22 protein-coding genes and 2 pseudogenes are annotated in these 25,031 nt (G+C 69.3%); 11 read left to right on the plus strand and 13 right to left on the minus strand.

What is annotated here, in order from left to right:
- Window positions 1-304 precede the first annotated feature (304 nt).
- From AB0K92_RS29285 to AB0K92_RS29295, 3 genes and pseudogenes are all read left to right on the plus strand, one after another.
- Window positions 305-526, plus strand: a complete 222-nt coding sequence (locus AB0K92_RS29285; RefSeq protein ID WP_365927806.1) for a hypothetical protein — start codon at window positions 305-307, stop codon at window positions 524-526.
- Window positions 527-841: 315 nt separating this feature from the next.
- Complete coding sequence (locus AB0K92_RS29290) at window positions 842-1,051, plus strand: hypothetical protein (protein ID WP_365927808.1); 210 nt, start codon at window positions 842-844, stop codon at window positions 1,049-1,051.
- 39 nt (window positions 1,052-1,090) lie between these two features.
- A pseudogene (locus AB0K92_RS29295) lies at window positions 1,091-1,241 on the plus strand (IS5/IS1182 family transposase); the annotation flags it as partial.
- Window positions 1,242-1,464: 223 nt separating this feature from the next.
- Here the strand turns inward: AB0K92_RS29295 and AB0K92_RS29300 are convergent.
- The 5 genes and pseudogenes from AB0K92_RS29300 to AB0K92_RS29320 all read right to left on the minus strand — a co-directional run.
- Window positions 1,465-1,937 (minus strand): annotated as a pseudogene (locus AB0K92_RS29300) (helicase associated domain-containing protein); the annotation flags it as partial.
- A gap of 221 nt (window positions 1,938-2,158) precedes the next feature.
- Window positions 2,159-3,934 carry a hypothetical protein gene (locus AB0K92_RS29305; protein WP_365927810.1) on the minus strand — a complete coding sequence of 592 codons (1,776 nt, stop codon included), beginning with the start codon at window positions 3,932-3,934 and terminating at the stop codon, window positions 2,159-2,161.
- On the minus strand, window positions 3,934-4,119 hold the full coding sequence (locus AB0K92_RS29310; RefSeq protein WP_365927813.1) for a hypothetical protein: 186 nt from the start codon (window positions 4,117-4,119) through the stop codon (window positions 3,934-3,936). Before AB0K92_RS29310 ends, AB0K92_RS29305 begins: the two co-directional genes overlap by 1 nt.
- Before the next feature lie 921 nt (window positions 4,120-5,040).
- On the minus strand, window positions 5,041-5,262 hold the full coding sequence (locus AB0K92_RS29315) for a hypothetical protein (RefSeq protein ID WP_365927816.1): 222 nt from the start codon (window positions 5,260-5,262) through the stop codon (window positions 5,041-5,043).
- A 246-nt stretch (window positions 5,263-5,508) separates the two neighbouring features.
- Entirely contained in the window at window positions 5,509-6,543 is a 1,035-nt protein-coding gene (locus AB0K92_RS29320) for a DUF5937 family protein (RefSeq protein WP_365927818.1), read from the minus strand.
- 284 nt (window positions 6,544-6,827) lie between these two features.
- Here AB0K92_RS29320 and AB0K92_RS29325 point away from each other — a divergent pair, with 284 nt between their 5' ends.
- Window positions 6,828-7,388: a peptidase inhibitor family I36 protein gene (locus tag AB0K92_RS29325; protein ID WP_365927820.1), complete on the plus strand. Its 561-nt coding sequence runs from the start codon at window positions 6,828-6,830 to the stop codon at window positions 7,386-7,388.
- Window positions 7,389-7,407: 19 nt separating this feature from the next.
- Here AB0K92_RS29325 and AB0K92_RS29330 read toward each other — a convergent pair whose 3' ends face one another.
- The 4 genes from AB0K92_RS29330 to AB0K92_RS29345 form a co-directional block, all read right to left on the minus strand.
- Window positions 7,408-7,566, minus strand: a complete 159-nt coding sequence (locus AB0K92_RS29330; RefSeq protein ID WP_365927878.1) for a hypothetical protein — start codon at window positions 7,564-7,566, stop codon at window positions 7,408-7,410.
- A 315-nt stretch (window positions 7,567-7,881) separates the two neighbouring features.
- Window positions 7,882-8,205: a transposase gene (locus tag AB0K92_RS29335; RefSeq protein ID WP_365927822.1), complete on the minus strand. Its 324-nt coding sequence runs from the start codon at window positions 8,203-8,205 to the stop codon at window positions 7,882-7,884.
- Complete coding sequence (locus AB0K92_RS29340; protein ID WP_365927825.1) at window positions 8,183-12,349, minus strand: tetratricopeptide repeat protein; 4,167 nt, start codon at window positions 12,347-12,349, stop codon at window positions 8,183-8,185. The genes AB0K92_RS29335 and AB0K92_RS29340 overlap by 23 nt, the downstream gene beginning before the upstream one ends.
- A 52-nt stretch (window positions 12,350-12,401) precedes the next feature.
- A complete protein-coding gene (locus AB0K92_RS29345; RefSeq protein WP_365927827.1) occupies window positions 12,402-12,698 on the minus strand; it encodes a trypco2 family protein in 297 nt (98 codons plus the stop codon).
- A gap of 900 nt (window positions 12,699-13,598) precedes the next feature.
- On the opposite strand from AB0K92_RS29345, the gene AB0K92_RS29350 reads away from it, so the two are divergent.
- The 4 genes from AB0K92_RS29350 to AB0K92_RS29365 all read left to right on the plus strand — a co-directional run bounded on the left by AB0K92_RS29350 (window position 13,599) and on the right by AB0K92_RS29365 (window position 16,066).
- Window positions 13,599-14,039: a hypothetical protein gene (locus AB0K92_RS29350; RefSeq protein ID WP_365927830.1), complete on the plus strand. Its 441-nt coding sequence runs from the start codon at window positions 13,599-13,601 to the stop codon at window positions 14,037-14,039.
- Between the two features lie 189 nt (window positions 14,040-14,228).
- Window positions 14,229-14,816, plus strand: a complete 588-nt coding sequence (locus AB0K92_RS29355; RefSeq protein ID WP_365927832.1) for a hypothetical protein — start codon at window positions 14,229-14,231, stop codon at window positions 14,814-14,816.
- Window positions 14,817-15,104: 288 nt separating this feature from the next.
- Window positions 15,105-15,362, plus strand: a complete 258-nt coding sequence (locus AB0K92_RS29360; protein ID WP_365927874.1) for a hypothetical protein — start codon at window positions 15,105-15,107, stop codon at window positions 15,360-15,362.
- 149 nt (window positions 15,363-15,511) lie between these two features.
- The gene (locus AB0K92_RS29365; protein ID WP_365927834.1) at window positions 15,512-16,066 is read left to right on the plus strand and encodes an XRE family transcriptional regulator; all 555 of its coding nucleotides are present in this window, start codon (window positions 15,512-15,514) and stop codon (window positions 16,064-16,066) included.
- Window positions 16,067-16,421: 355 nt separating this feature from the next.
- On the opposite strand, the gene AB0K92_RS29370 is transcribed toward AB0K92_RS29365, so the two are convergent.
- Window positions 16,422-16,835, minus strand: coding sequence for a hypothetical protein (locus AB0K92_RS29370; protein ID WP_365927836.1), 414 nt, complete (start codon window positions 16,833-16,835; stop codon window positions 16,422-16,424).
- Window positions 16,836-17,170: 335 nt separating this feature from the next.
- On the opposite strand from AB0K92_RS29370, the gene AB0K92_RS29375 reads away from it, so the two are divergent.
- Window positions 17,171-17,632, plus strand: a complete 462-nt coding sequence (locus AB0K92_RS29375; protein WP_365927838.1) for a hypothetical protein — start codon at window positions 17,171-17,173, stop codon at window positions 17,630-17,632.
- 3 nt (window positions 17,633-17,635) lie between these two features.
- On the opposite strand, the gene AB0K92_RS29380 is transcribed toward AB0K92_RS29375, so the two are convergent.
- Complete coding sequence (locus AB0K92_RS29380) at window positions 17,636-20,599, minus strand: tetratricopeptide repeat protein (protein WP_365927840.1); 2,964 nt, start codon at window positions 20,597-20,599, stop codon at window positions 17,636-17,638.
- A 448-nt stretch (window positions 20,600-21,047) separates the two neighbouring features.
- Window positions 21,048-21,344, minus strand: a complete 297-nt coding sequence (locus tag AB0K92_RS29385) for a hypothetical protein (protein WP_365927842.1) — start codon at window positions 21,342-21,344, stop codon at window positions 21,048-21,050.
- Between the two features lie 144 nt (window positions 21,345-21,488).
- On the opposite strand from AB0K92_RS29385, the gene AB0K92_RS29390 reads away from it, so the two are divergent.
- Both AB0K92_RS29390 and AB0K92_RS29395 read left to right on the plus strand, forming a co-directional pair.
- Window positions 21,489-22,535 (plus strand): Ku protein, encoded by a 1,047-nt coding sequence (locus AB0K92_RS29390; RefSeq protein WP_365927844.1) that lies wholly within the window; start codon window positions 21,489-21,491, stop codon window positions 22,533-22,535.
- Between the two features lie 382 nt (window positions 22,536-22,917).
- Window positions 22,918-24,219 carry a NucA/NucB deoxyribonuclease domain-containing protein gene (locus AB0K92_RS29395; protein WP_365766684.1) on the plus strand — a complete coding sequence of 434 codons (1,302 nt, stop codon included), beginning with the start codon at window positions 22,918-22,920 and terminating at the stop codon, window positions 24,217-24,219.
- A gap of 62 nt (window positions 24,220-24,281) precedes the next feature.
- Here the strand turns inward: AB0K92_RS29395 and AB0K92_RS29400 are convergent, their stop codons facing one another.
- A complete protein-coding gene (locus AB0K92_RS29400) occupies window positions 24,282-24,896 on the minus strand; it encodes a hypothetical protein (protein WP_365927846.1) in 615 nt (204 codons plus the stop codon).
- Between the last annotated feature and the right edge of the window lie 135 nt (window positions 24,897-25,031).

The following is a 25,031-nucleotide window of genomic DNA, read 5'->3' on the forward strand; positions in this document are numbered from 1 at the left end:
CTATTTTTTTGGTGGTGGGCTTTTTCACCAACCCCTTTTTTTGGGCGGGGGGCGGCCCCGGCGGCCCCCCCCCCCCCCCCCCCCCCCCCCCGGCGCCCCCCCCCCCCCGCCGCCCCCCCCCCCGCTCCGCATTCCTCATTCTGCATCCGGCGACGCACCACACCCCATGACGCCTTTCCTTCCTCACATGCGCTTCGAAGAGCCAGGAAATGTGGACGAGGAAGGGGGTAGACGAGAAGTCATGGAGAGCACCCGATTACGGCAAGACGAGCAAACTCCGCAGGAATCCCGTACCCGCAACACCATGCGGATCTGGCGGTGGGCCAGGTGGGCGGCACTCGGACTCGCGGTCAGCTGGGCGGTGAACTGGGTCGGCAGCCTCATCCAGGGCGAGCAGGGATGGGATCTGTGGTGGCCCCTGGTCAGCACCGTCATCTGGACAGGACTGACCGTGCACGGCTTCGTGACCTACCGCCGCATCAGGACGACCACCCTGCCCGCCCTCACCGGCCGACCGCCCACCTGACCAACCCGTCCACCTGATCACCTGTCACCTTCCCGCACCAGTACCGAAGTTCCCGGACAAGCGAACGGGACCCGAGAAGGAAGCCCCGATGCAGCAGCCTTCACGCCCGCGGACCCCGCCACCATGGACCATGCCAGGCGCACCATGGAGAGTCTGGATCTACGGGCCGATGCTCTGCACAGCCCTCGGACTCCTGGCCTGGCAGGTGGCAACGGGCTCCAGCGCAGCGAGTATCGCCCTGTCCTCCTGCCACGTGCTGGTGTGGGCCTGTCTCCTCCTCGCCAACCGGTCAGCTCGGCGCAAACAGACACGGGCATGACCGGACCACGCGGGACGTACAACGCGGCGGGCTCGCCGCCGGTTCCACAACCGCCCTCGTCCGCCCGCGGCCACCGTTCGAGAAACGGTGCCTACGACTGGCCGGTCGCCGGGCTGCTGTCCGGGCTGCGCCTGGTCGCCGCGCATGCGGCCGCACGCGCCGGGCTGGCGTACTGGCACACCGTGCTGACCCACCGGGACCGGTGACCTCGGGGGGCCTCCCGAGAAGTCCAGCCGGACTGCCCGCGGGCGGTGATCGGCTCCTCCCACGTGCGGGCGGCCCGAAGCGGCCCCAAAGCGGCCGCAGCCCGGTCGGCCGCGCACGGCCGGGCAGCAGGCACCACATCCTCACCGACGGGCAGCGCATCCGCTAGCGGTGTCCCTGACCGGCGGCAACCACGGGGCTCCGTTGGCTGGATGCGCGAAGCATGGATACTCCTCGCTGTCGCTGCTGTGGTGTGGATTCTGCTCTGAGTCCGTTTCGCAGGTGCAGGGACCCGGGGACTCCCCGACCAGAAGTAGCCGCCTGCCGCTTCATCCGAAACGCACGCACCGCGCTTTCCGTGACGGCCCGGCCGGGCAGGCCCCGCTGACTTCGGCACCGGGACGCCACCGGCGGGATCGTCCCACCCCGCGTCCTGCCGGGGCGCGAGGTGCCCGGCGGCGCGCCGGCATGCCCCGGAGCACGGGGAGCTTCCTCTCCCACGCTTCCTCGCCAAGCTCCCAGACCACCCCGCCCTCGGGCACGTCGAGCAACTCCTCGCGGTGCGGATCGAGTTCACCCGGCGCGCAGCGTCTTGCACTGCTGGTGCACCCACCGCCCCAGCGGCAAGCCCTTGGCGGAGCCGACCTCGCCCTCGGTGTCGTACGGTACGGCGTACAGGCCGGGGATCCCGTTCTTCCTACGCCAGCGCAGGAGCGCCTCGTAGCCCTCCAGGCCAGGGCACTCCGGCCGGTACAGCCGCCAGCACAGGAACGCCGCGCTGATCGCGCCGTCTTCGGGGGCGAAGCGGGGCAGCGCGGACTCGGCAGCGCCGTCGGTGTCGTCCAGCTCCTGGTTCTCGCCGTCCCCTTCGCCGCCGGCACCGACGATCGCCCGTCCTCGTCACGCCTCGTGCACCTTGCGCATCTCCGTCCAGGACGACCAGTGGCAGGTGCGGGTGCTCACCGCTCGAGGACACCGCGAGACACGGCCTCGAAGCCGGCGTGCCCGCACGATCACTCCCGGCTCGGCCGAGGCGATGACGATGCGGTGGGGCAGACCTGGAGAAGGCCTGTCCCACCGCAGGGGATGGCGGATGCCCAGCCGGCCGGCTAGGGCGCCTTGGGCAGGGGTTTGCCGAGGCGGTGGACGGTGGTGACGGTGTCGGTGTTGGTGCGGTCGCCGTTCTTGTCGATGCCGAAGTGGCCGCTGGCGCCGGCGACGGCGTTGTTGCGCAGCGCGTACAGCTCGTTCCTGACGGCGTAGTTGTTGGGGATGTCGGACGGGGACGGGCTGTGGGCTGCGGCGTTGTGCAGGGCGGTCGCGGCCGTGGTGACGGCGTCGTAGGCGACGATGCCCCAGTAGCTGACGGTGAGGTGTTCTGCGGGGAACTGCTGGCCGTGATGGGGGGCGGTGAAGGCCTTGACGAACGCTTCGTACAGGCCGCGGCCGGGATTGCCGGGGGCGCGGAACTGCTCCGCCTTGGGGAACGACGCGTACAGGACGGTGATCGGCGAGGCCGGGTCGTGGAGTGCTTCGGTCTTGGGGTCGAGGGCTGCCGCGTCGGATCCGGTGATGACGGTGATGTGCTGGGCGTGGCAGCTGCGCCGGGTCAGGGCGTCGAGGAAGTCGGGCAGGTACTTGACGCGGGCGGCGTAGTAGACGGTGTCGATGGTCTTGCCGGTGTTGCAGAAGTTCTGGCTGATGGTCGGGAGGATCGCGTCGGGTCCCCCGCGGGGGTCGAAGGCGAAGTCGGAGTGGTCGTCGAGGTGCTTCTTGAGGCCGTCGATGGTGCGAAAGCCCCGGTTGAGGGACTCGGTGTAGAGGTCCCTGGTGCCGTTCGGCGTCACGGACGTGCTGACCAGAGCCGCGGTGCGCCGGCCGGACGGAAGCTCGTCGCTGATGGCGGTGAGCTGGTCGCTGTTGGACAGGGCGACACGGGCGAGTCCGTTGATCGGCCCCTTGCCGTCCACCGCGCCGGTGGCGTTGAACCCGTCCGCGGTGATCAGGTCCCCGACCATGGGCAGATCGGCCTTGCTGAGCTTGCGGGCGGCGTCGACCGTCTCCTGCTGGCTCAGGCCCATGCCGACCACCGCCACCAGGCGGTCGCTGTCCTTGCGCTTCACCAACTCGTCGACGGCGTGCTCCCAGTGCCGCTGGGCACTGCCCATACTGGCCACCAGCAGCCGGATCTTGGGCCTGCTGTTCTTCCTGTTCTCCTCCGCGACGGCGGTGTAGGCGCCCTCGAGCTCGGCGACGTACTGGCCCACGGTCAGGCTGTTCGCGTCCGTCGACGTCAGCGGCGTCAGGAACGCGAACGTCACGTAGTCACCGCCCTCGACCACGGTCTTGTTCTCCGCGCCGATGGCGGTCATGACCGGCTTCAGATCACTGCCGAAGACCGCCGCGCCGTCGCTGCCGTCGGTGACGCCCGTGCATTCACCGTCGTCCTGAGTCACCAGGCTGGGATTGCTGGTACCGCAGTGCTCCTCCTCGCCGCCCTGACGCAGCTGCCACGCCACCAGGCCGGCGGCGAGAGCGAGCGCGGTACCGGCTGCCAGGGCCACGCGCGGCCGCCTGCGGCCACCGCCCACCAGGAACGCCCAGAGCCTGCCGCCTCTGGCGGACGACTCGGAGTCGAGGCCTTCCCAGCACTTCAGCCACGGCTCCTGCTCCACGGCGGTCAGCCCACATCCGCGCAGATACTTGACCGTGAAGTCCCGGTTGGGCAGCTTGTCCTTGTCCAGCGTCTGGGAGACCGTGCTGGCAGGCAGGCCACCGTCCTTGGCAACCGCCTGGTAGGTCTTCTTCCCTTTCACTTTTCTCAGCGCTTCACGGAACTCCTTCTGGTCGCGAATGCGCCCGGGGGCGTCCTCGAGTTCCGCCATCACGCGCCTCCGGCGGAGCCGGCCGCCGTGCGCTGTCCGCTCAGCCAGGGCCCCAGCTGCGTGGCGGCGGCTCCGGCCGCCGTGATCAGCCCGATGGCCTCACAGGTGGGCTGCCCGCTGTACACGAGGACGATCACCACCAGCAGGATGATCGCGAAGACGGTGATCCGCTGGACCGGCGTCAAGGCCGTGCAGCAAGGCGCGTGACCCGGTGACGCCGCCGCCTGTCGGCGGCGTCGGGACGGCATACGTACTGACATGGTTGTTTCCCCTCCCTGAGTGCGGCGAAGAAGACCGCACCAGCGATTACCGGTCGTGATGCGGTCATCACCCAGTTTGGCCCCGGCGGGTAGGGGCGGAAACCCTTTCGCTCGATCGGAATCGACCCGGACAAGCTCCGCTCATTGCAGAGCTTTCGATGGTCCTTTCCGCTCGAATACCACGGTGTGCGGAAGCGTCTCGGCGGATCATCCGTTGCCCTCTGTTTCGTCCGGGCTGGGCGTCGGCCGCAGGGCACGCTCCGGGGTACCAGCAAGCATGCCAACACCCCTACGACCTGCGTCTTTTCTGTTCGGAACGGTTCGGAAGCCGTTCCGAACACGGAAGACCTTGCACGGTGACCGCCAAGGTGGTGAGCTGAACAAGCGGAACCCTGCCCTCGAAATACACCGCCCCTCCCCTTCCTGGGCGCGGCAGTAAAGCAGCGGTGGGAAGAGGGGGCTCCTGTTACCGGCTGGAGCCCCCTCACTGCGTCCCCCGATCCCGGACGCGTATCGATACGCCTTTTCCGCGGAGCGACTTCTGCAGAAAATTGAAAAAGGCGTCTGGAACGGGCGATGCGTGGTGCGGACGATGCCGCACGCCCTGGCATCGCGGTACGTTCCACCGAGTGAGAGTGGATGCCACTCAGGCGCCCGGTGGGGAGTGGAGCCCATCGTGATGCGCAACGGCTGTCCAGTGGAGTCCACCCGGTGCGCTCCACCCGGTGGGGGAGTGCGGTGCATCGTGTGCAACTCATCGCGCCGCGCGCCTACCGGTGCGCTTCCGCGCGCTGCCGTTCCCAGGGGATGGTGCGCGTGGCGGGCGACGGCAGCCAGGAGTCGGCTCTACGATCCGCGCGTGGGACAGACCCCGGTACAGAAGGCCGCGGAGGCGGCACGCGGGCAGCAGCCGAAGAAGCGGCCCGGCAAGGCGCAGCGCGAGGCGTCTCTGCGGGCGCAGGCGGCGAAGAAGAAGGCGGGCGGCGGGAAGCCGGCCGCGAAGAAGACGGCGGCGAAGAAGGCGGTGCCGCTGCCGCGCGGCTCGGTACGCGCCGCGTATCCGGGCACCTGCCCGGCCTGCTTGAAGGACTACGCCAAGGGCGAGGTCATCACGAAGGTGACCGATGGCTGGGTACACCCCGGCTGCGCGCCCCGGCAGATGTCCGCAGCCGAGCGGGAGTTCGCCCGGAACAAGGCCCGGATCGAGAGCGGCGAGACGTTCCGCGGCCAGAAGCCCTCGAACTGGCGGCGCGGAGCCTCGCCGTCCAGCACCCGTTCCGCCCGCTGCTCGCAGCGGTGGCTTCGTGCACCAACTCATCGGGACCGGGCTGTTGGCCGTTTTCCCGCGGGGGCCGTGGGCTGCTTCCTGGGGTTGGCGCTGAGCAGGGCGGCGCCCAGTGGGGTGAGGGTGTGGAGCACCGTGTTGCGGCAGCGGATGGTGGTGATCAGGTCTGCTTCGCGCAGTATGGTCGCGTGCTGGCTGGCGGTGGGCGGGGTGACGCCGATGCGCCGGGCGAGTTCGCCCGTGGTGCAGCCGTCTTCGATTACCCGCAGAGCTGCCGCTCTGCCGTGTCCCAGCAGGTGGGCCAGCCGGTCTTTCGGTCCCGGGACGCGGCCGGCCGGGCTCAGGTGCCAGCCGGGGCCGGGAGAGACGGGGTAGACCAGGACCGGGCGCAGTTCGGGGTCGACCAGGGTCACGGGTGTGCGCCAGCAGAACACCGAGGGCACCAGCACGAGCCCGCGTCCGTCCAGGTACAGATCGCGGTCGACCGGATAGTCCGCCTCCAGCACAGGCGGGCGCCAGCGCAGCGCGGGTCCCAGAGTCTGCAGCAGGCCGTCAGTGCCGTGGTCCATGAGAGCGCGGGCCCGTTGGGCCCGGTCGGCGTCGACCAGTGCCTGCAGGCGCGGCCACACCGGCGCCAGGACCGTGCGGTGGTAGTCGCGCAGTGCGTCACCGAGCGTGCTGAGCACTCTTCGGTCGGCATCCGCCAGTCCGCGGGCCCAGCTCGGCGGGGCAGGAAGCAGGGCCAGGTCGCTGCGTAATCGCTCGCCGGACGTGGAGAGCACTGCGTCGATGGTGGACTCCAGGCAAGGAACCGTCTGCGCCGGGGTGAGAAAGTCGGGGAAGTCGCCCGCCGGAGGCGCCAGAAACCGCAGCAGACGCACGTGCGGCGCCCGCAGGGCTCGCAGACGCGCCCGGGCAGCGCTGCGCCAGGGGCCGAAGACGGCGGTGGCCTGCGTGGTCGCCAGCTGTATGGCGCTGAGCACGATCTCCCAGCCCGGGTCGGGCCCCGACACCATCCGTACGCGGGACAGATCCTCCGCCGTGAAGTGCACCCTGAGCGCCATGGTCCCTCCCCATCGCAGTCGTATGCCTGATTATTCGGCAACCTGTACCTGTTCCGACCAGCATGTTTCGGTCTCCCCGACATGTCCTTGTCCATCCCTGGCGAGGGCTGTCACTCTGAGAGAACCAAGCACCGCTGTACCAGTGACTCCGGGAGCTCGTGACCCAAACAGGGAGACACGGGACACCTCAGTCGCCGGAGGCTGTCTACTGCTGTCCGAACCTGCTCATGAAGTGAAACCCACCGACGGAGGGAAACCCCGTGAAGTTCAGGGCCAGGACCACGATGCGCACCACAGCCCTGCTGTGTGGCATGGCGCTGGCACTCGGAGCCAGCAGCGCCACTGCGGCCGCTGCGGACCGGGCCACGCAGTCGGTCGAATCGAAGTACGCGGCGGAGGCGAAAGCGATGGGCCTTTCGGCCCGACAGGCGGCCCAGCTGCAGGACCGGGTGGACGCCCAGTTAGCGGACATGAAGATCCCGGCGGAACAGGTGAAGTACAACGAGATCCGGACCAAGGACGGCAGCTCGAGCATCACGTTGCCCGTGCCCGGCGCGGCGGCCGACACCAGCTGTCCCTCCGAATATCTGTGCCTGTGGGACGGCGCCTACTGGACCGGTACCAAGCACACGTTCTGGGCCTGTGGATACGTGAACCTGAGTGACCTCGGCTTCAACGACCGCCTCACCTCGTACAAGAACAACCAGACCACCGGCACGGTGTCTTCCTTCTACAACTGGGAGGGCTCTTGGGTCTACAAGTTCGGCAGCCGCGCGTACCACACCGAGGACAGCCTCGCGAACACCCCCTGGAACAACATGATCGACAGGGTCCTGGTCTGCTGAGCCCTTGCCGGTAGCCCGATCAGCTGAGCCGCTGCGCGTCCGGGGCGGACCGGACGATGATCAAGCGCATGGCGATGAGTGACGGCCGGTCGGCGACCTTCTTCGCTGCCTCGATCGTGTCGTATATCGCGTTCGGGCCCAGGTCGCCGTAAACGGGCGCGTCACGAACCTCGTTCACACCGCATCAGGGGTCCCTCCTCCCGGTGGCCCCGGCCCGTGCGCACATCCGCGCGGGCCGGACGACCGCCGACCCGGCCAGCAGGCCGGAGGAACGAGGACACCGTGCCAGCCCCTGCCCACACCACCCCTTCCCGCCGCCCAGCGCGGCCGCGATCCTGGAGCCCGGCCTCGCACGCCGTCGCCGCCCGGCCCGGCCGCGCCCGTCGCGTCGGCTGCTGGGCAAGCCCTGGCGAGGCCCTGCCGCCGGCGCTTGCGTTCCCACTGCCGAAGCTACTTCCGTGCCCGGCAGCCACACACCTGGTATTTCCCCTTGTCACCACGGGTTTCCAGGCCCGCGCCGGATCGTCACAACCCTCTCTTCTCCCAGGTCGTAGATTCGGCCCCACAGACCGTACTCGACGGGCATGTCCCGCCACGGCACACCGGTCCGGACCCCGAACCGTATGCCGTCGATCAGCAGCCGCCGGGAGCAGACGGGCCGTCGCCCCGCCTTCGCCCCCTTCGGCAACAACGGTCCAACACCGCCCACTGCTCGTCCGTGAGATTTCCCCGCCCTATGAACCGTGATCACCCCAGCCCAAGGTCCACTTCTATACGGCCTTGGCGAGACCGGACTAGGAGTCGGGCTGAGCGGCATTCGTCATAAGCCAGCGGCGGATTTCCTGCGCCTCCTGCTCGCGGCCCAGATCGTCGAGGATGTTCGCTTGCAAGGTCAGCACGGCGTGCAGCCGGGGCAGCACCGACGGCTTGGCGGCGACGTGGGAACGGTACAACTCCACGGCCTGCCCCGTGGCAAGCAGGGCTTCGGGAAGATCGCCCTCTGCCACGAGAAGCAGGGCGGCGGCGAGCAGTGAACGGGCGAGCTCGGGTTCGAAGGCTGCGGGCTGGTATATCGACAGTTCGCGGTATAGCGCGACCGCTTCAGCCTCGGCGGCGAGGCCGTCGTCCCATCGCCCGGCCTCCGCCAGTGGGATGCCGAGGTTGGACAGCGCGCGGGCAAGACCGGGTGCGAACGCTGGGGGGTCGTCCGCAGCCAGCCGGCGGTAGATGACGACCGCTTCCTCAGTGGCGGCGAGGCCCTCGGCCCGTTGCCCGACCTCCGCTAGCCGGTTGCCCAGGTTCGACAGGGACAGGGCGAGGTCGGGTTCGAAAGCCGCTGGGTTGTCCACCACCAATCGGCGCCGGATCTTCACCGCTTGCCGCTCGGCGTTCAACCCCTCGTCCCATCGCCCGGCCTCCGCCAGTCGGTTGCCGAGGTTGGACAGTGCGCCGGCGAGGTCGGGTTCGAAGGCCGCGGGGTCATCCGCGGCCAGCCGGCGGTAGACCACGACCGCTTCCTCGGCGGCGGCGAGGGCGTCGCTCCTCCGCCCGGCCTCCGCCAGTCGGTTGCCGAGGTTGGACAGTGCGCCGGCGAGGTCGGGTTCGAAGGCCGCGGGGTCAGCCGCGGCCAGCCGGCGGTAGATGACGATCGCTTCCTCGGTGGCGGCGAGGCCCTCGGCCCATCGCCCGGCTTTCGCCAGACGGAGGCCGAGATTGGACAGAGAGTGGGCGAGGTCGGGTTCGAAGGCGGTCGGTTCGTCCTCCGCCAGTCGGCGCCGGATCTGCACCGCCTGCTGTACGGCGTCCAGAGCCTCGGTCCAGCGCCCAGTGCTCGACAGATGGGTGCTGAGGTTGGTGAGGGAGTGGGCGAGGTGGGGTTCGTGGGCGGCGGGGTGGTCTGCGGCCAGTCGGCGGTAGCGGTCCACCGCCTCTTCGGCGGCAGCGAGGCCCTCGGCTCCTCGCCCGGTGAGAGTGAGCTGGGCGCCGAGATTGGTCAGTGCGGCGGCGAGGTCGGCTTCGAAGGCGGCGGGGTCGTCCGCCGCCAGTCGGCGCCGAATCTCCACGGCCTGCTGCCCAGCACGCAAGGCGTCGGTCCTCCGTCCGGCGTCCATCAGCAGGGTGCCGAGGCTGGTCAGGGAGAGGGCAAGGTGGGGTTCGTGGGCGGTGGGGTTGGCTGCGGCCAGCCGACGGCAGATGGCGACCGCCTCCTCGGCCGCCGCCAGCCCTTCGGCCCTCCGTCCGGCCTCTGACAAGAGAACTCCGAAATGGCCCAGCAAAAAGGCAAAGTCGGGCTCATGGGCGGCGGGGTTGCTCGCGGCCAGCCGGCGGAAAACGGTGACGGCCTCCTCGGCGGCGGCCAGCCCTTCGGTTCTCCGCCCGGCTTCCGACAGCCGCAGGCCGAGGTTGGACAGCGACCTCGCGAGGTGGGGTTCGTGGGCGGTGGGGTTGGCTGCGGCCAGCCGACGGCAGATGGCGACCGCCTCCTCGGCCGCCGCCAGCCCTTTGGTCTTCCGCCCAACCTGCGACAGCCAAGTGCCGAGATTGTTCAGGGCGGCCGCGAGGTGGGGTTCGTGGGCGGCTGGGTTGGCCGCGGCCAGCCGACGGTCGATCGCGACCGCCTCCTCGGTCGCGGCCAGCCCTTCGGTCTTCCGCCCGGCCTCTGACAACCGCAGGCCGAGGTTGGACAACGAGCCCGCGAGGTCGAGTTCGTGGGCGGCAGGGTCGGCTGCGGCCAGCCGGCGGCAGATGACGACCGCCTCCTCGGCGGCGACGAGGCTGTCGGTCCTCCGCCCGGCCTCCGCCAGCCGGTTAGAGAAGTTGATCAGCGAGGCAGCGAGTTCGGACTCATGAACCGAGTCTTCCGCGAGCCCTCGTTGGTTGACCTGAATGAGCGCGAGCCGTTCATTGGCCTGGACGAGGGCGCCGGTGAGCCGTAGGGCGAGCCCGGCGATGACGTGGGACGGGTAGGGGAGCGCGGCCTCCACGGTCCGCACGGCCTGATGGGCCAGTGGAACGGTGTTGAGGGCGGTGTCGACGGCGCCCAGGACATGCTCGCTTTCGGTGGCGCGTCCCGCGTTGTAGTGGGCGACGGCGGCGCGGGCCAAGACGGTCAGGAGCTGTGCCTGCTGCTCGGGCGAGGCCGCGGTCAGGAGGGCGGGTAATCGGACACGCTCGTCCATGACCGTGCGGGAGGTGAGGTACTCGGCGATGCGGTCGGGCTGGAGGGAACCCCAGTACCGGCCACGCGCGGCCGGGTAGAGCGCGGCCAGCCAGGCCACGGCAGGTGGTGCCATGTCAGAGGGAAGGTCGGGGACCTCGGAGATGACGCGCAGGGCCTGGTCCTTGCTGGCCGCCCCGCACAGCGCCGCTACGGCGACCGCCGCGCCCAGGACCGGGGTGCGCAGGTCCGCCTTGAACGCGGGGGTTTTGGCGCTGTCCTCCCAGAAGCGCTCCTCGTGGTCCAGGAGGATCTGCTCCAGTGGTTCACCGGGGTTGGTGTCGACGGGGGCGGGGCCGTGCTGCAGCAGCGTGACCAGCGCGGCCAGTTGCAGGGTGAGGGCGTTGTCGTAGCGAGTGTGGCTCAGGTCCTCGTGCGGCTGGAGCGTGGCGGCCAGCGCCGACCAGTCATGGGCGGGCACGGAAGGCACGTGGGGCAGCAGGCGGGCGAGGTCCCGGGCAGCCTGAGTGAACGCGGTGAGGCGGTCGCCCGGAGGCCGGTGGTCAGGGATGAGCGGGGTGAGCTCGGTAACCGGCGCGGCTTTGAGCAGACTGCGGGTGGCCGGGGCGGCGCTGAGCGCGTCGGTGCGCCATTCGCCATCGGAGCGGGCGAGCAGCAGTATCCGTACGCGGTGCCGGGAGCGGCACAGCTGGCTGATCAATTCACGCAGCAGGCGCGGGCGGGTCTCGGCGTAGTCGACGACCAGGAGCAGGGGAAGCGCGGTCAGAAGAGGGGCGAAGTCGGGCGGGGACCCGTAGTCGGTGAGGTCGGTGCGCAGATGTCCGGTGGCCCAGCCCTCACGGCTTAGGTCATCGGTGAGCCGACGGGCCAGACGGGTCTTGCCCTGCCCGCCGGGGCCGGTCACGACCCGCACCGACACCGCGGCAGGCCCCTGTTCGCACCAAACGCGCAGGTCTGCCTGCTCCTTCTGGCGACCGTGGAAGGTGACGGCCTCGGCGTCGGCGCGCAGGAGCGCGGCCGGTGAGTGCAGGAGGCGCTCGGGGGCGGCAGGGGTGAGCAGGGCGGCCGGTTCCGTGGGCTCGAGGACAGGCTCCCAGCGTGCATGCTTGGTCACCAGCGCGCGAAAGCGCCCGTCGGCCACAAGGTGGGCGACCGGCGTGGCAGTCAGGCGGACGCCGCCGTCGGCCTGCCGGTCCCGGCGCGTGACGCCGCACAGCATTACGTCCCCGTAGCGGTCGCCGCTCAGCACGGCCGCGCCCGACATCCCCGCCCACCGGTCCGGGCCCGTCCCGGGAACGGGCTGACCGCTGGTGATCTCGTAGCGGCCGGCGAGCGAGCCGGTGCCCGGGACGATCCGCCCGGCGAGACTCTCGTCCAAGCGGCGGCCGTCACCGGGATCCTTCTGCATACGAGGAAAGCCGACCACGGTCACCTCATGCGGCCCGGTGCCGATGAGCCGCCCCCACCGCTGCGGCGGCCGAAGCGCCAAGTCGCCGAAGGACTCCGGCACCTGCCAGCCACGGCCGTCGTCGACCTCGACCAGCGCCGCGTCGACGAGCTCATCCCTGCGCCACCACCGCACGGTCGCGGGAAAATTTCCGCCGCCGGAGTCCGGCCGGGACACCTGCACCGCACCCCGTCCCGTACCGGACACGTCGTCCACGACATGCGCGGCGGTCAGCACCAGGCGCGGCGCCACCAGATATCCCGAGCCGAACCCCCGCGTATCGCTCCCGGTCCGGGCCACCCACACCTGCACCCGCCGATCGGACTCGTACCGCACGGCCCCCCCGTCGCTGGCGTTCGGACTCGCTGCGCCGCCGCCTGAAGCGGCGCTACTCCTCGTCGCTAATGTCGATATCGCCGCCGCCGGGTCCGTGCGGCTGCAGCCGCACGGTGACCGTGTGCGTCGCCTTGCGGGCGCTTTCCTTGGTGCCGCTGATACCGGCCAGGCCAAACCTCAGCCCGCCGTTCACCCCCCTGGTACGGGTCAGCTCCAGGCCTAGCTCCAGTGTGATCTCATCCACGGTGAACAGCACTCCCCGGTGGCTGGCTCCCCCGCCACCGGGGTCAGCGATCCGAGCCTGGGATTCGGCGATCTGGTCACGCAACAGCGCGACCGCGTCGGCCAAGTCCAGCCACTCCCCACCGGAACCGTTAGCGTGAGCCATCACAGCCCTCCCCCTCGCCCCCCGCCCCCGGCGAGGTCTCCACCCTCTCGCCCGCGAACGATAGCCCGAGAGTAGCCAGACGCACACGACGTTCCGCCGAACCGTCGCCGCCGGTGAAGGGAGCGTCAGCGTCCGCAGATCCGGGCTTTCGGTGGTCGGAGTCTGTCAGGGCTGCTGTTCGCCCAGTCGGTTGGTCCCTCGCGTCCCTGGTTGCGCTGCTTCTCCGCGGCGCGGCGGCAGTTGGGTGTGCGGTAGATCTGCCGCAGGCGGGGCTTGGTGGTGAAGACGCCCAGGCAGACGGGGCAGGTGTGAACTGCCGGGCGTGAGGGCGGGAGCCGGTGGGCGCCGACCTCGTCCGACCGTGACGATGTAGTGCGGGTGCATCCACGCTTCCTCCCGTGAGCATCAGGCCCCGACCAGGCCGAACTTGGGCACGCAGGCTCTCCACGACACTCCGTCCCGGTTCGACATGCCAGGCAAGATCCCGCGTGAGCAGGTTTGGCCGATCCCCGGAGCGACGGGTCGGAAGACGCGCGGTGAGACTTGCCGCGCGCCTGCGGCTTCCGGCAGGGGAAGCGGGCGGCCCGTCCGGGCAACGTGCGAGGAGCGCGGACGGGCTCCAGCCCGGATTGTTCCTGACTGGCCGTGCCGGCGGACGCCGACAGGCCGGAACCCTCGTCCGTCGGTCACCGTCACGATGACCGACAGGCCGAAGGCGCCGACGCCCACCGTCCCCGGGCCGGCGAGGACCTTCTTCCTGTGCGCGGGTTCAGCGGGGTTCGATCTCTTCCTGCACCGCGGCCGAGCAGCAATCCACGCCGGCGCCTCCGTCTGTCCGGTGAGCACCGTAGCGTTGCCACCGTGAGTGATTTCTATGAACTCCAGCTGATCCTCGACCTGCCGGACTCGCTTCCGGCCGCTGACGTTGCGCTGCTGCGCTGGCATCTCGGGGAGAGCGGGGAGGAGCCGCAGGACCCGGATGCCTACCCCCTGCTGGCCGCCCGGGGGCCCGCGGCGAGGATCGGGGGAACGCTCGTTGGCGACCTGTCACGCAGCGAACAGGGCTGGGCGCTCACTGCCCGGCAGGAAGTGCATCCCGACGAGTTCGACCATCTGCGCGAACTTGTGGAATGGCTCGCCAGACGGACCAGCACGTTCGGCACCATCGGTTATCTGCGATTCCTGGAGCACAACGTTCCCGACGTGCTCATCGCCGACCCCGTCGCCGGCACCGCTCAGCGCCTGACCCTGTTGCCCGGACGCTCCACCGAAACTCAGCTCATCCCGGACCTGTGGAGCTGATCACGCGACACGATTCGGTCCAGTGCGAGCGTGCTCAGGCCTCTCCTTGCGTCCCTTCCCACACCACCGGCGCGGCTATCGGTGAGAACGATCATGGTCGGATTGGCGCCACCACGGGAGCGGAAGGGGCAGCTCAGGTTGCCCTCAAGTGGGCCGCCAGCCGGACAATGCGTTGGCACAGTGCGGAACATGACCGCCATCGACTGGGGCAGCGTCCCCACCTGGTTCTCCGCCATCGGCACAACCGGCTCTCTGCTCGCGACGGCCGGCATCATCGTGCGCGACCGCCGCAAGGACCAGCGCACCGACGCGGCCCGAGTCGCCTGCTGGATCGAAGTGCCCTCCGCGTACGAGGTCGACGACGACTCGGTGGACCTGGAGGCGTACCGGTTCCTGCGGGTGCACAACACGGCCGACCGGCCCGTATTCGACCTGTCCGCGCTGGTCGGCCCCGACAGCAGCGCCGGGTACCACAGACACTTCCTCGACCACGTCGTTCCCACCGGGGAGCAGGCGACGTTCCTCGCGCCGTTCGAGCAGCACAGCTCCGGATCCCTGCCGCCGTCCCGGCCCGCGGCTGTGGAGTTCCGGGACGTCGAACGGACCACCTGGGTCTGTGACCTGGAGGCCGGGACGCTGCACCGTCGCCGTAAGCGGCGCGTGCGGAGCTGGCTGCGCATCCAGCGGAAGTTCGTCTCCGAGTTCGGGCGGAAGGCGTTCAACCTGCGGTTCCGGCGCCGTGTAGCCCTGCCCAAGCGCCCCGACTGGCGCGGATAACCAGCCTCGCCCGTCATGCCGAGCGGGGAGTTGCCGGACGTTCTCCGCTGGCTGGGGCGCTCGCGAGACGCTGCAGACTCGGCGCCCGGTACACGCAACGGTGCTCCGCCGCACGGGCGTCCACCGTGGTTCACCGCCCGGTCCGTGTGACGCCCGGGGAGCAGGTGTGATGAGCGTGCTCGTAAACGCGCTGCCGGAGTTCCTGGGCAGCCTCACCGCGCCTGGGGCCGCTTCGACCTTGACCCCGTGCCCAGCGCGACAGGGTCCGACTGCTACGTACGCCAGAGCCTGGACCGACTGCCCGCCCGCAAAGGAAACCCGCCTACCACCGCGACGGCCGTACTGGAACAGCTCGTCCTGCTGCGGCCCCTGCCCGCGCGCAACGAGTACTTCGCCTACGGCGTTGCCGTGGCGTACATCCGGGCCTCCGGCGAGACCGTGGACGCCTCCTACGAACCCTGGCGCGACCTGATCACCGACATCCGCGCACTGCGCCTGACGGTGTACGACATCACCGACCGGCTCCGCTCACCGCGCCCCTCCTGACCGGTCATCCCTTCCCAAAACCGCAGCAGCGCGTACAGGCATGAGCCCTTACACGCGCGCCGGGACCGGTAGCGGCCTGCCAGACACAGCGGCAGGCCGCCACCGGCTCGCTCAGCGGCCCACACAGATGATCATGAAGGAGCGCCCGCATGGGTATCGTCGGAGACGGCCTGGAGCACGCCGTCCAGCAGGCGTTCACCCGCCCGATCCCGAAGTCAGCGGGCGCGCAGATGCGCTACCTCGTCAAGCAGCTCAAGGGCACCCGCGCGACCGCCGACCTCCTCGGAGTCACCCAGCGGACCGTGGAGCGGTACGTGAAGGACCAGATCCGGCGGCCCCGCGCCGACCTCGCCCGGCGCCTGCAGGACGCCGTCCGCGCCCGCTGGCAGCCGCGGGTCCGCGAGCGCGCCCGCCGCCAGGCCGCCACCAGCACCGGCCTCGTCATCCACACCCGCGCCCGCTTCGGCTTCACCGCCGCGCCCGGCACCACCGACGACGCCCGCATCCGCGACCTCACCCTCGCCCTGCCCCCGCACCACGCCGTCCGCCTCTTCGACGCCCAGGACGCTGGCGCCACCGACCAGCAACTCCAGGACCTCACCGCGCAAGCCCTCGGCGAGGTCTACTTCCGCGACAACGGCCGCCGCGCCCAGGGCCTGGACGTGGAGTTCACCGACGTCCAGCACATCGAGTTCGAGCTGTAGGCGCACACGGACCACCGGACCGCGTGGCTTCAGCTGTGAGCCGAAGCACGGTAGTTGTCATATATGCAGGCGTGTTGTCACCATGGCCGCCAGGCGGTGGCTTGGTTTTCGAGCTCGGATCCCGTGAATGGGGCAGCGGACAACTCGGCCGCGGAGTGCTTGGGCGTGACGTCTGGCTCTGTTCACGAGAACGGGCAGCACTTCGACATCGCTTCGGGAGGCGGTTGGCGGTCGCTGCATGACCGGATTGTTCACGAGTTTCGACAGCACCTGTGTCTACTCAAAGGCGCTCCCCGTTGACGAGGACGCGGGGCCAATGAGAGCCCGCGGCCGGGCACGGCCGCGCCGTACTCGCCTACGAGTACACCTGCCACCAGCGGTCCGTCTCAGCACGAGCCACTTCGGCGTCGTACTGACTCGCATCGAAGTGGAGCTCCGGCGGGGGATAGGGCATGTCCATGTGCGCCGCCCCCCACGGCACCTCCCAGTCCGACCACTGCACGATCTCCCCGAACCGCTGCACGACCACGGTCAGGTAGCCGCAGCACCCGCCGGTGCACTCGGGTTCTCCCAGCTCCAGGCGGCGAGCCTCATCGGTCGCCCGCAGCGGGCTGGGCCGCCCCGCCGGCAGCACATCGGCGGCGTACGGTCCGCGGCCACCCTCGTCGACCGCCTCTTCGACGATGTCCTCGCCGTTGACCCAGAAGCGCACCTGAGTTTTGAACCGGGGTCCCGGCGGCAACACCCTGATCTCCAAACGGTCGAACATCAGGCCACCCTACGGGGCGCGCTGACGTTTGCGCGCATCCCAGCCGACGCCTGCCTCTACCCGGCCGACGGAAGGGTCCGTGAGGTGCCTCCCATTCTCGTAAACATCGACCACGGCCTGGACGGGGTGCCTCCCGAAGTCGTGCACATTTGCCGTCGGAACTCGTGAACAGAACCATGACGTCCCAGAGCGTCGTCGGCCCCGAGACGCGAGGGGGATGCCTGGCGGCCGCGTCCAAGGCCCGCCACCGGGTACCGGGCCGCTTTCCGCCCTCGGTGTGGGTATGGGGCGCTAACGTGCAGTCAGGTGCTGTGACGGTGAGAAGGGCTCGGGCGATGCTCAACGAGGCGATGACGGCGCTGGCTGCGGCCGGTGGTACGGCGGTCGTGCAGGCCGCGGGGACGGATGTGTGGCATGGGCTGCGTGACCGGGTGGCACGGCTGCTCAGTCGGGGCGACGAAGAACGCCGCCAAGCGCAGCTGGAGCGACTGGACCGGACTGCGGCCGCGTTGGCGACTGGCGGAGATGGTGCGGACGAGCAGACGTGCACACGCCAGGAGGCGGTTTGGCAGGAGCGCTTCGAGACGCTGTTGGAGTCGCTGGGGGAGGACGAACGAGAAGCGGTATACGCCGAGTTGCGGACGATCATCGACGAGTCGCCGGGGCCGGCCGAAGTGCGGGGAGTGCATAACGAGATCAGTGGCGGCACGCAGTACGGGACGGTGATCCAGGGCCGTGACTTCCACGGTCCGATCTACTCCACACTGACAGACCCTGCCCGTCGACCAGCCGAGTAGGCTTTATCCGACCTCGACGCTTTTCGTCTCGAAGCCCGGTCCCATGGTGTTGAGGTATCCGAGCAACGGAGCGACGAGGCCAGCTGCCACCCACCAGGTACCCCACCCGAAGTGGACGACGAGCGCGCCGATGAGCAGGAAGACGGCCACCCCTTGCCTGCCGCTGACCCAGCACCCCGCCAGGATGGTGCAGGCGGCGAGCAGCCACCAGGGGCCGCCTGCGAAGTAGGCCAGAGCGAGCCCGGCGGTAAGAAACACCGACACGCAGCCTTCGAGCCGAAGGGATACTGCCTCCAGCAGCGGCTCGCGTTGCTGCTCGACGGGCGAGTTGCGCTGCTTTGGGCCGTTCACCAGGGCCCGTGTCGTGCGCAGGCTGCCCAGCAGCAGCGCCCATCCTGCGAGTATCCACCACGGGGCTTCGACGACCGCCGCGACGACCACGCCGACGATCGTCAGCAGTTGCGCGCATCCCCCCTGTTTCTCCTGTGCGATCGTGGTGACGTGCAGCAGTTCCTCGGGCTCGTCTACGGAGCCGGCGGGGAGATTCTGGGCCCAGGCTCGTACCTTCTTGACCTCGTCGACGGCGCCGCTGTCGGTCAGTGCCTCCACGGCCTCCTCCGCGGCGCGTCGTGCGGCCGTCATGCGCTGGACCGCCGCGTATGCCTTGGCGAGCGCCGCCAGTTCCACGCCCTCGCGGTGCCGGTTTCCCAGCTCCCGCCAGACTTCCAGGGCCTTTTGGTGCACTTGGTACGCAGCACTGTGCTTCGTACGGTCGGACAGCATGAGCCCCAGGCGGTGCAGTGCCTCGCCTTCACCGTTCTTGTCTCCCACCGAGCGGTGGTGGTCGACATCCTTCTGCATCGCGGCCGCTACGTCCACGACGTACCCGTTGAACGTGAGAGCGATGGACAAGCGATTCATGAGCGAGGCCTCGAGGTCCTTGTCACCGCTCTCCCGGCAGAGCCGCAGAGCGCGATTGCGGTACTCGATCGAACGCCGGTGCTGGTTGCTCTGCCCGTAGAGCGCGGCCAGCGTTGTACATGCTCTGGCCTCGACCTCGGTATGTCCCTCGTCCCGAGCGAGCTTCTCTACGGCCTCGGCCTCCAGGATCGTCTCGTGGTAGTGCCCCGCGCAGAAGTGGATGTTGGCCGCGTCGGCTCGCATCTTCAATTCGGATAAGCGATCTCCGTTGGCGGCATAAAGCGCGGCGCTGCGGTAGGCCGCGGCCAGCGCCTCGTCCGTCTCACCCAGGCTGACCAGCACGAGGGCAAGCTCGTCCGTTACTGCTGCCTCCGCCAGCGGGGATCCAAGAGCACGAAACCGCTGAGCGGACTCCCGGTACGCGGACGCCGCCTGTTGGAAATTCCGCCCGTTGTACAGGGCGATCCCCATGTAGCGCAGCGCACATGCGACTGACTCCTCGTCGTCGCTGGCCCGCCACAGTTCCAGGGACTGTTCCAGGTAAGACAGTCCTTCGCTGAACCGTCCTGCGGCCGCCAGCGACCTGCCGAGCGCTAGCAGCGCCTCCGCCCGGCGTCCGGCGTCCGCGAAGCGTCCTGCGGCATCGACCTCGTGCAGGCACAGGAGAATGCGAGTGGGGAAGTCGGAGCGCTCTGGCAGGAAGGTGCGAACGGCCGCGGCCAGTTCCGCGGACAGCCGATCCATCCCGGCCGCGGCGGCGGCCGGAACCGCCGTGAGCAGGTTGACGCGCTCCCGCTGGAACCACTGCGCGTCCCGCGTGCGGGCGGCTTCCAGGTAGTGCTCCAGCAGGCGAGCCAGTGCGTCCGCCGGTCCGTCGGTCAGGCCGGGCAGCGACTGGGCTGCCAAATGCTGCCTCACCAGGTCGTGCAACTGCCAGCGCCCGTCGACCCTGCCCAGCAGATGCGCCTGTAACAACGTGCGTAATCCTGCTCGCACCTCGGCCTCGGTACGGCCGTCCAGCGCCCGAGCCGCCTCGGTGTCCAGGGCCGGCCCCGGGTTTAGGGTGCATAACCAACCGAGTCGCGCGGCCGAGGTGTCGCGGACGAGCAGGCGCCGCCAGGACGCGTCGAATGCCCCGGCCACTGACAGCTCGCCGTGGCGCAGGTCGCCGCCCCGGCGCAATTCATCGACCAGAGTCGTCATCGGCAGGTCGGGCTCGTCGGCGAGGATCGCCGCGACGATGCGCACCGCGAGGGGGAGGGCACCGCACGCCCGCACCAGACGCTCGGCCAGTTCAGGGTTGTCACGGATTCGGGTGTCCTGAGGCAGCTGTTCGCGGACAGCCTCCTCAAGGAGGACACGTGCCTCGCCGAGGGGAAGCTCCTCCAGGCCGAGCGTGCGGCTGCCTGGCACCGACAAGCGGTCGCGGGTGGTGACCAGAACGCGGTGAGCCGATTGCCGCGGCAGCAGGTTCCGCACTTGGTCGCCGCTGGAGGCGTTGTCCAGCACCAGTAGGACACGCTGCCCTTGCCGGGCCAGCCGGTCCAGCGTCTGGTGGTAGACAGCCGCCTGCTCGGCCCGTGTCCCGGGAACCTTCTCCGCCGCCATCCCGAGTGTGCACAGCAACGGTGCGAACACATCCTCCGAGGCGACCGCGCGGCCGTCCGGATCGTAGCCACGCAGGTCCACCAGAACCGCGGCGCCCGTGAACCACTGCCGCTGCACAGCGATCGCCGCGGCATGCCGAGCAAGCGCGGTCTTCCCGACCCCACCCATGCCTGCGGACACCACCACTGCACGGCCGTCACCTTCCGGGGCCATCCCGGCCAGCAATTCCTCTACCTGCGCGGTACGACCCACGAACAGCTCGTCGGGTGCCGCGTCCCGAGCCACGACCGGCGTAAGCACCGGAACCACCGGCGGCTCCCCGGTGTGCACGTGCACCCCACCGCTGATGGTGCCCGCCTGAACCACAGAGCCAAAAACATTACCCGAGACGATGTTGACCGTATGCGGATTTCCTCCGCCACCCCGTTTCCCCGTCATGCGGACATTTTCCATCTGTAGCAGGGGGAGGAACCCGCTTTCGCAATATCTGACCCTTCGCTGGCCCTGTGCACGGTGTCGTCAGCAAAGCCTGGGCGGGGCGCGCTGGGCTGGCCATCGCTACCGCTGTTCAGCTCAGGCCACCGGCGCAGTACAGCCGATGACACCCACCGTGCTTAGCCCGCTGCTGGTGACAGGTAGCGCGCCGACCGGGTGACAATCACTGTGCTTTGCACGATCGAAGGCGCAGGCCAGCGGATGCCGATGGTGACACCTCTCCTGCTTCGGCTCAAGCTGGCGCGTGAGCGACGTACCGGTGTCAGCAGACTCCAGTGGGCACGCATCGTCGAACGCGCCGCCGACACCGTCACCAGCTACGACCGCCGCCGGGGCCGCGCTCACCGCGCCCGGTCCGCGAGACCGGTGGCTGCACCCTGCACCAGGTGCACTACCGCTCGTCGCCGAGGGCAGGATCCCGTCCCGGCCGTCGTTCTCCCGCCGACTCACTCGTACCGGTTCCGGCTACCGCCTGTTCGGCACGGTCGACGACCGCGGCTGCCCGGATTTCCGGGAACGCCGGCGTCATGTCCGTGCCGCGCCGGGAGCGCAGCAGCACCCGCCGGTCCGCGTACACGGCGAGCTGGGCTCGGTAGCCGTCCCGCTTCGGCTCGGCCGCCGACCCTGGCGGGAGGTCGGGGCTGTTCACGGCGGTGGTGAGCATCGGCTCGGGCAGCGTCCAGGTCATACCCTGATGCCTTCCTCGCCGCCGGCCCGCCGTTCGGGTGCGTGGGCGGTCTGTCCGGCGCGCGAGTGCGGGGGAGCGGTGCGAGCGTGGACGCAAGCGAGCACAGCACCCGGGGGACTGCGACGGACGGGACGGTGGGCGGTCATGGCGCGGGCCACCTGGACAGGCGTGATCACGTTCGGCCTGGTGACGGTGCCCGTCGGCCTCTACACCGCCACCAGCGACCACACCGTCCACTTCCACCAGCTGCAGCGCGGCACCGCGGACCGCATCCGCAACCGCCGCGTCAACGAGCGCACCGGCAAGGAAGTCGACAGCGCCGACATCGTCAAGGGCTACGAACTCGACGAGGGCCAGTACGTGCTCGTCGAGCCGGACGAGCTCGACGAGATCGCGCCCGGCCGCTCCCAGACGATCGAGATCTCCGAGTTCGTCGACCTCGACCGGATCGAGCCGGTCTACTTCGACCGCACCTACTACCTCGCCCCCCGCGGCAAGGAATACCAGAAGATCTACGAGCTGCTGCGCGCGGCTTTGGACCGGGCCGGGAAGGTCGGTATCGCGACGTTCGTGATGCGCGGCAGGCAGTACCTGACCGCGCTGCGGGCCGAGGACGACGTACTCGTGCTGCAGACCCTGCACTGGGCGGATGAGGTCCGCGACCCACGCAAGGAACTGCCCGAGCTGCCCTCCGGCCGCGCCGGGCGGGGCAAGGAACTCGACATGGCCGTGCAGCTGGTCGATGCCCTCAGCGGCACGTGGGAGCCGGGCCGCTACCACGACACCTACCAGGAGAAGGTGCGCGAGCTGGTCAAGGCGAAGGCCGAGGGCAAGGAGGTCGTCCTCGCCGAGGAGCCGCCCCAGGCCACCAACGTCGTCGACCTCATGCAGGTCCTCGAGAGCAGCCTGGCCCAGGCCGCCGGCACCGCAAGCGGCGAGACAGCAACCCCGTCACGGAAGGGGACGCCGGCGTCCCGGAAGACGGCGGCGCGCCAGCCGGACGGGAAGGCGACGAAGAAGGCCGCCGCCAAGAAGGTGTCGGCCGGTCAAGCGCGGGCCTCCGTGCCGGGCCGCGGTCGCGGCACGGAGTCGGGCGCCGCCCCTACGTGGAGCACCTCCGCAGGCGCGGGCTGGGGGCTCCACGACCCGGATCGCCGGCGATGCGGCGTCTGTGGCCGTACATACACGTGATGCGTCTGAGCAGGTTTACGCCCGATGAGGGGTGGCCGATCTTGTCAGCTCAGATGCCGATTCCAGCCGCCGGTGCGGTCTCTTCTGGCCTCTGCCGCGGGCGAGGACTGGCATGCGCGGCTTGTGGCCAGGGGAACGGCTGCCGTCGCCACAGTGCTGGACCGTCTCGGACGGGTTGAAATGCTGCCACCCAAGTAGCCGCGTCTGCCGTCTAGTTGACCGAACCTGTGACGTTCCTGTGTAAACCGTGGCGTTGACCATAGCTCACTTGTTCTAGCTCTGATGGGGTGCTCTTCCCGTCCATCAGATTGGGAGGATGCTCGCATTGCGTGCGAAGAGACGCTTAACCGCCATAGCTCTCGGCATCGCCAGCCTCACTGCGATGCTCACCGGAACCAGCGCCCAGGCCGTCGGTAACGCGGACGGCGGTGAAGGGCAGACCGTCTGGCTGCGCTCGGACAAGCCCGTCGATCTGCCGCTGGGAGCGGACTATCGAACGGCTCTCACCAAGCACCGCTCGGCCGTCACCGTCGAAAGGCTGCAGTCCAGCGAGACGCCGACACCTCCCGAGCCGTCCAGCGAAGCAAACGAGCAGAGGATCGCCCGGGAGAGTGGAGAGACATACGTCGCCGAGGCCGGTGACGCCGCCGCGGAGAAGCGAATACGCATCGCCGCAGCCCTCACCAAGGAACAGTGCCGGGCGATGCCAGATGCGCACGACGCCGCTGGCAAGATCATCAATCACTTCAGCTTCTGCCGCTGGGGTTACAACACCGCCGTCAAGCTCAACGGCCAAGGCGGGATCGAAGGCATGGTCCGGTTCCGGGAGACCGAGATCGGTACCAGCTACGCAGCAGGCGGCCGGGACGCGACCATCGAAATCCACACCGACCAGGTGGTGGCCTCCGGCAAGTTCAACGACTCCGCGATGATGAGCCTTCACGTCTCCCAGGCAGGCTGGCCCTCCGCTGGCTCCTGCAAGGTGAGCGACATGTCGTCCAACCCGTTCACGACCAACGTCGGTGACTGGCGGGATGAGTACATCGCCTACGGACTCGAGTCCGACAGGGGCAGCGGCACCGGCCCGGACGACATCGCGACCTGCGTGTACGAGCACCGGTGGAAGGTGACTGGCGGAGGCGTCACCACACCGTGGAGCGACGGGCCCGACAACGGCGTGCGCTTCGACTCGTCCAAGTCTCTCGGCAGCAAATACTACGACGCCGGAGTGATCTTCGACCGTGTCACCCCGGTGTTTTCCTACGACCGGGCTCAGAACGACACCGCGGGCGTCGCCAACCACATCTACGACGCGCTGTACAAGCCCCAGACCACCTACCCGACCAAGCCGGGGAAGGTGATCCCCGGCGACATTTGGAACGGTAACTGGCGCCCTCTGCATCGCAACTGGGCCAATTACGACGCAGCCGCGGCCGAGGTGGCGCGGAAGAACCTCAACGCCAAGAACGCCGCATGCCGAGGCCTGAGCCGTCCCGACGACACCTACCAGTGCGACGAATTCCCCTTCGCCTCCACCAAGGAGGGCGCTGGTGCGGGTGATGGGAACTTCTCCGTGCGCTACGTGCCGGGCACGGAGAACAGCAAGGCGGGCAGCGAGCTGGCCGACTGGTACGGCAGTGACAGGATCCTGCACAGCAACGCGTACGGCATCTACGTGAAGTAACCGGCATCTGCCGGGTGGGGGAGCGGCCCACCGGGTCGCTCCCCTCTCAGCGTGCCAGTCGGTCAGCGCATATTGAGCGGGGGCCTTCCGTGCCTGCGGACAAGGCGATCCCGTCGGCTGCCGCCCACAGCGGGAGCCGGAGGTTCCTGCGTTCCCCGGGTGATGAACGCGATCAAGTACGACTCGAAGCCGTCGCGGGGACCCCAATGCCTGCGCTGCATGGCAGCGTCGAACCGCTGACGGGAGTCACTGCGGCCCTGCGACCATACCTGAGCGCGGTAGGTCCGGGCGGGATCCAAAACCACAAACGGCTCGCCCGGCTCAGCCTGCAGGCCAAAAACCTCAATGGGACCAGCCGCAGGCCCGGCAGGACCGTTCATCGTGTCCAATGCTGCCATCCGCCCTCTGTAGACCGGCTGGTAGTCCACAGAAGCAACCAGGCTCCAGGCTGGTCCTGGCGCCTCGCCCTCTCGGTCGCTGACAGCCAGGACCACCAGTGCAGTGTGCTCCTGAACCGGCGAGGTTACGACGATCTGGCCAGGAACGACGACAACCGGTTCGTCAGGCTGCACGTCCGGCTTGTCCTCCCTGCGCTCGAATCCCGGCTCCCATAGTTCACCCACAGGAAAGTGGCCGTGCTCGATGTTGACTGCTCCCACCCGGCTGATGTCTGGCATGCCTCCGAGCCTGTCAAGGAGGGAGCAATTGTGCAGCAACCTGCTCGGCCACCTTGTGGGCTTCATCCCGCTCGGCGCTCGAGCCGGAAGACCGCCGACCCGGCCACAGCGGATCAAGGCCCTACCCACCGCCTC

The sequence above is a fragment of the Streptomyces sp. NPDC052687 genome (assembly GCF_040678395.1).
In the GTDB taxonomy this organism is placed as follows: Bacteria; Actinomycetota; Actinomycetes; order Streptomycetales; family Streptomycetaceae; genus Streptomyces.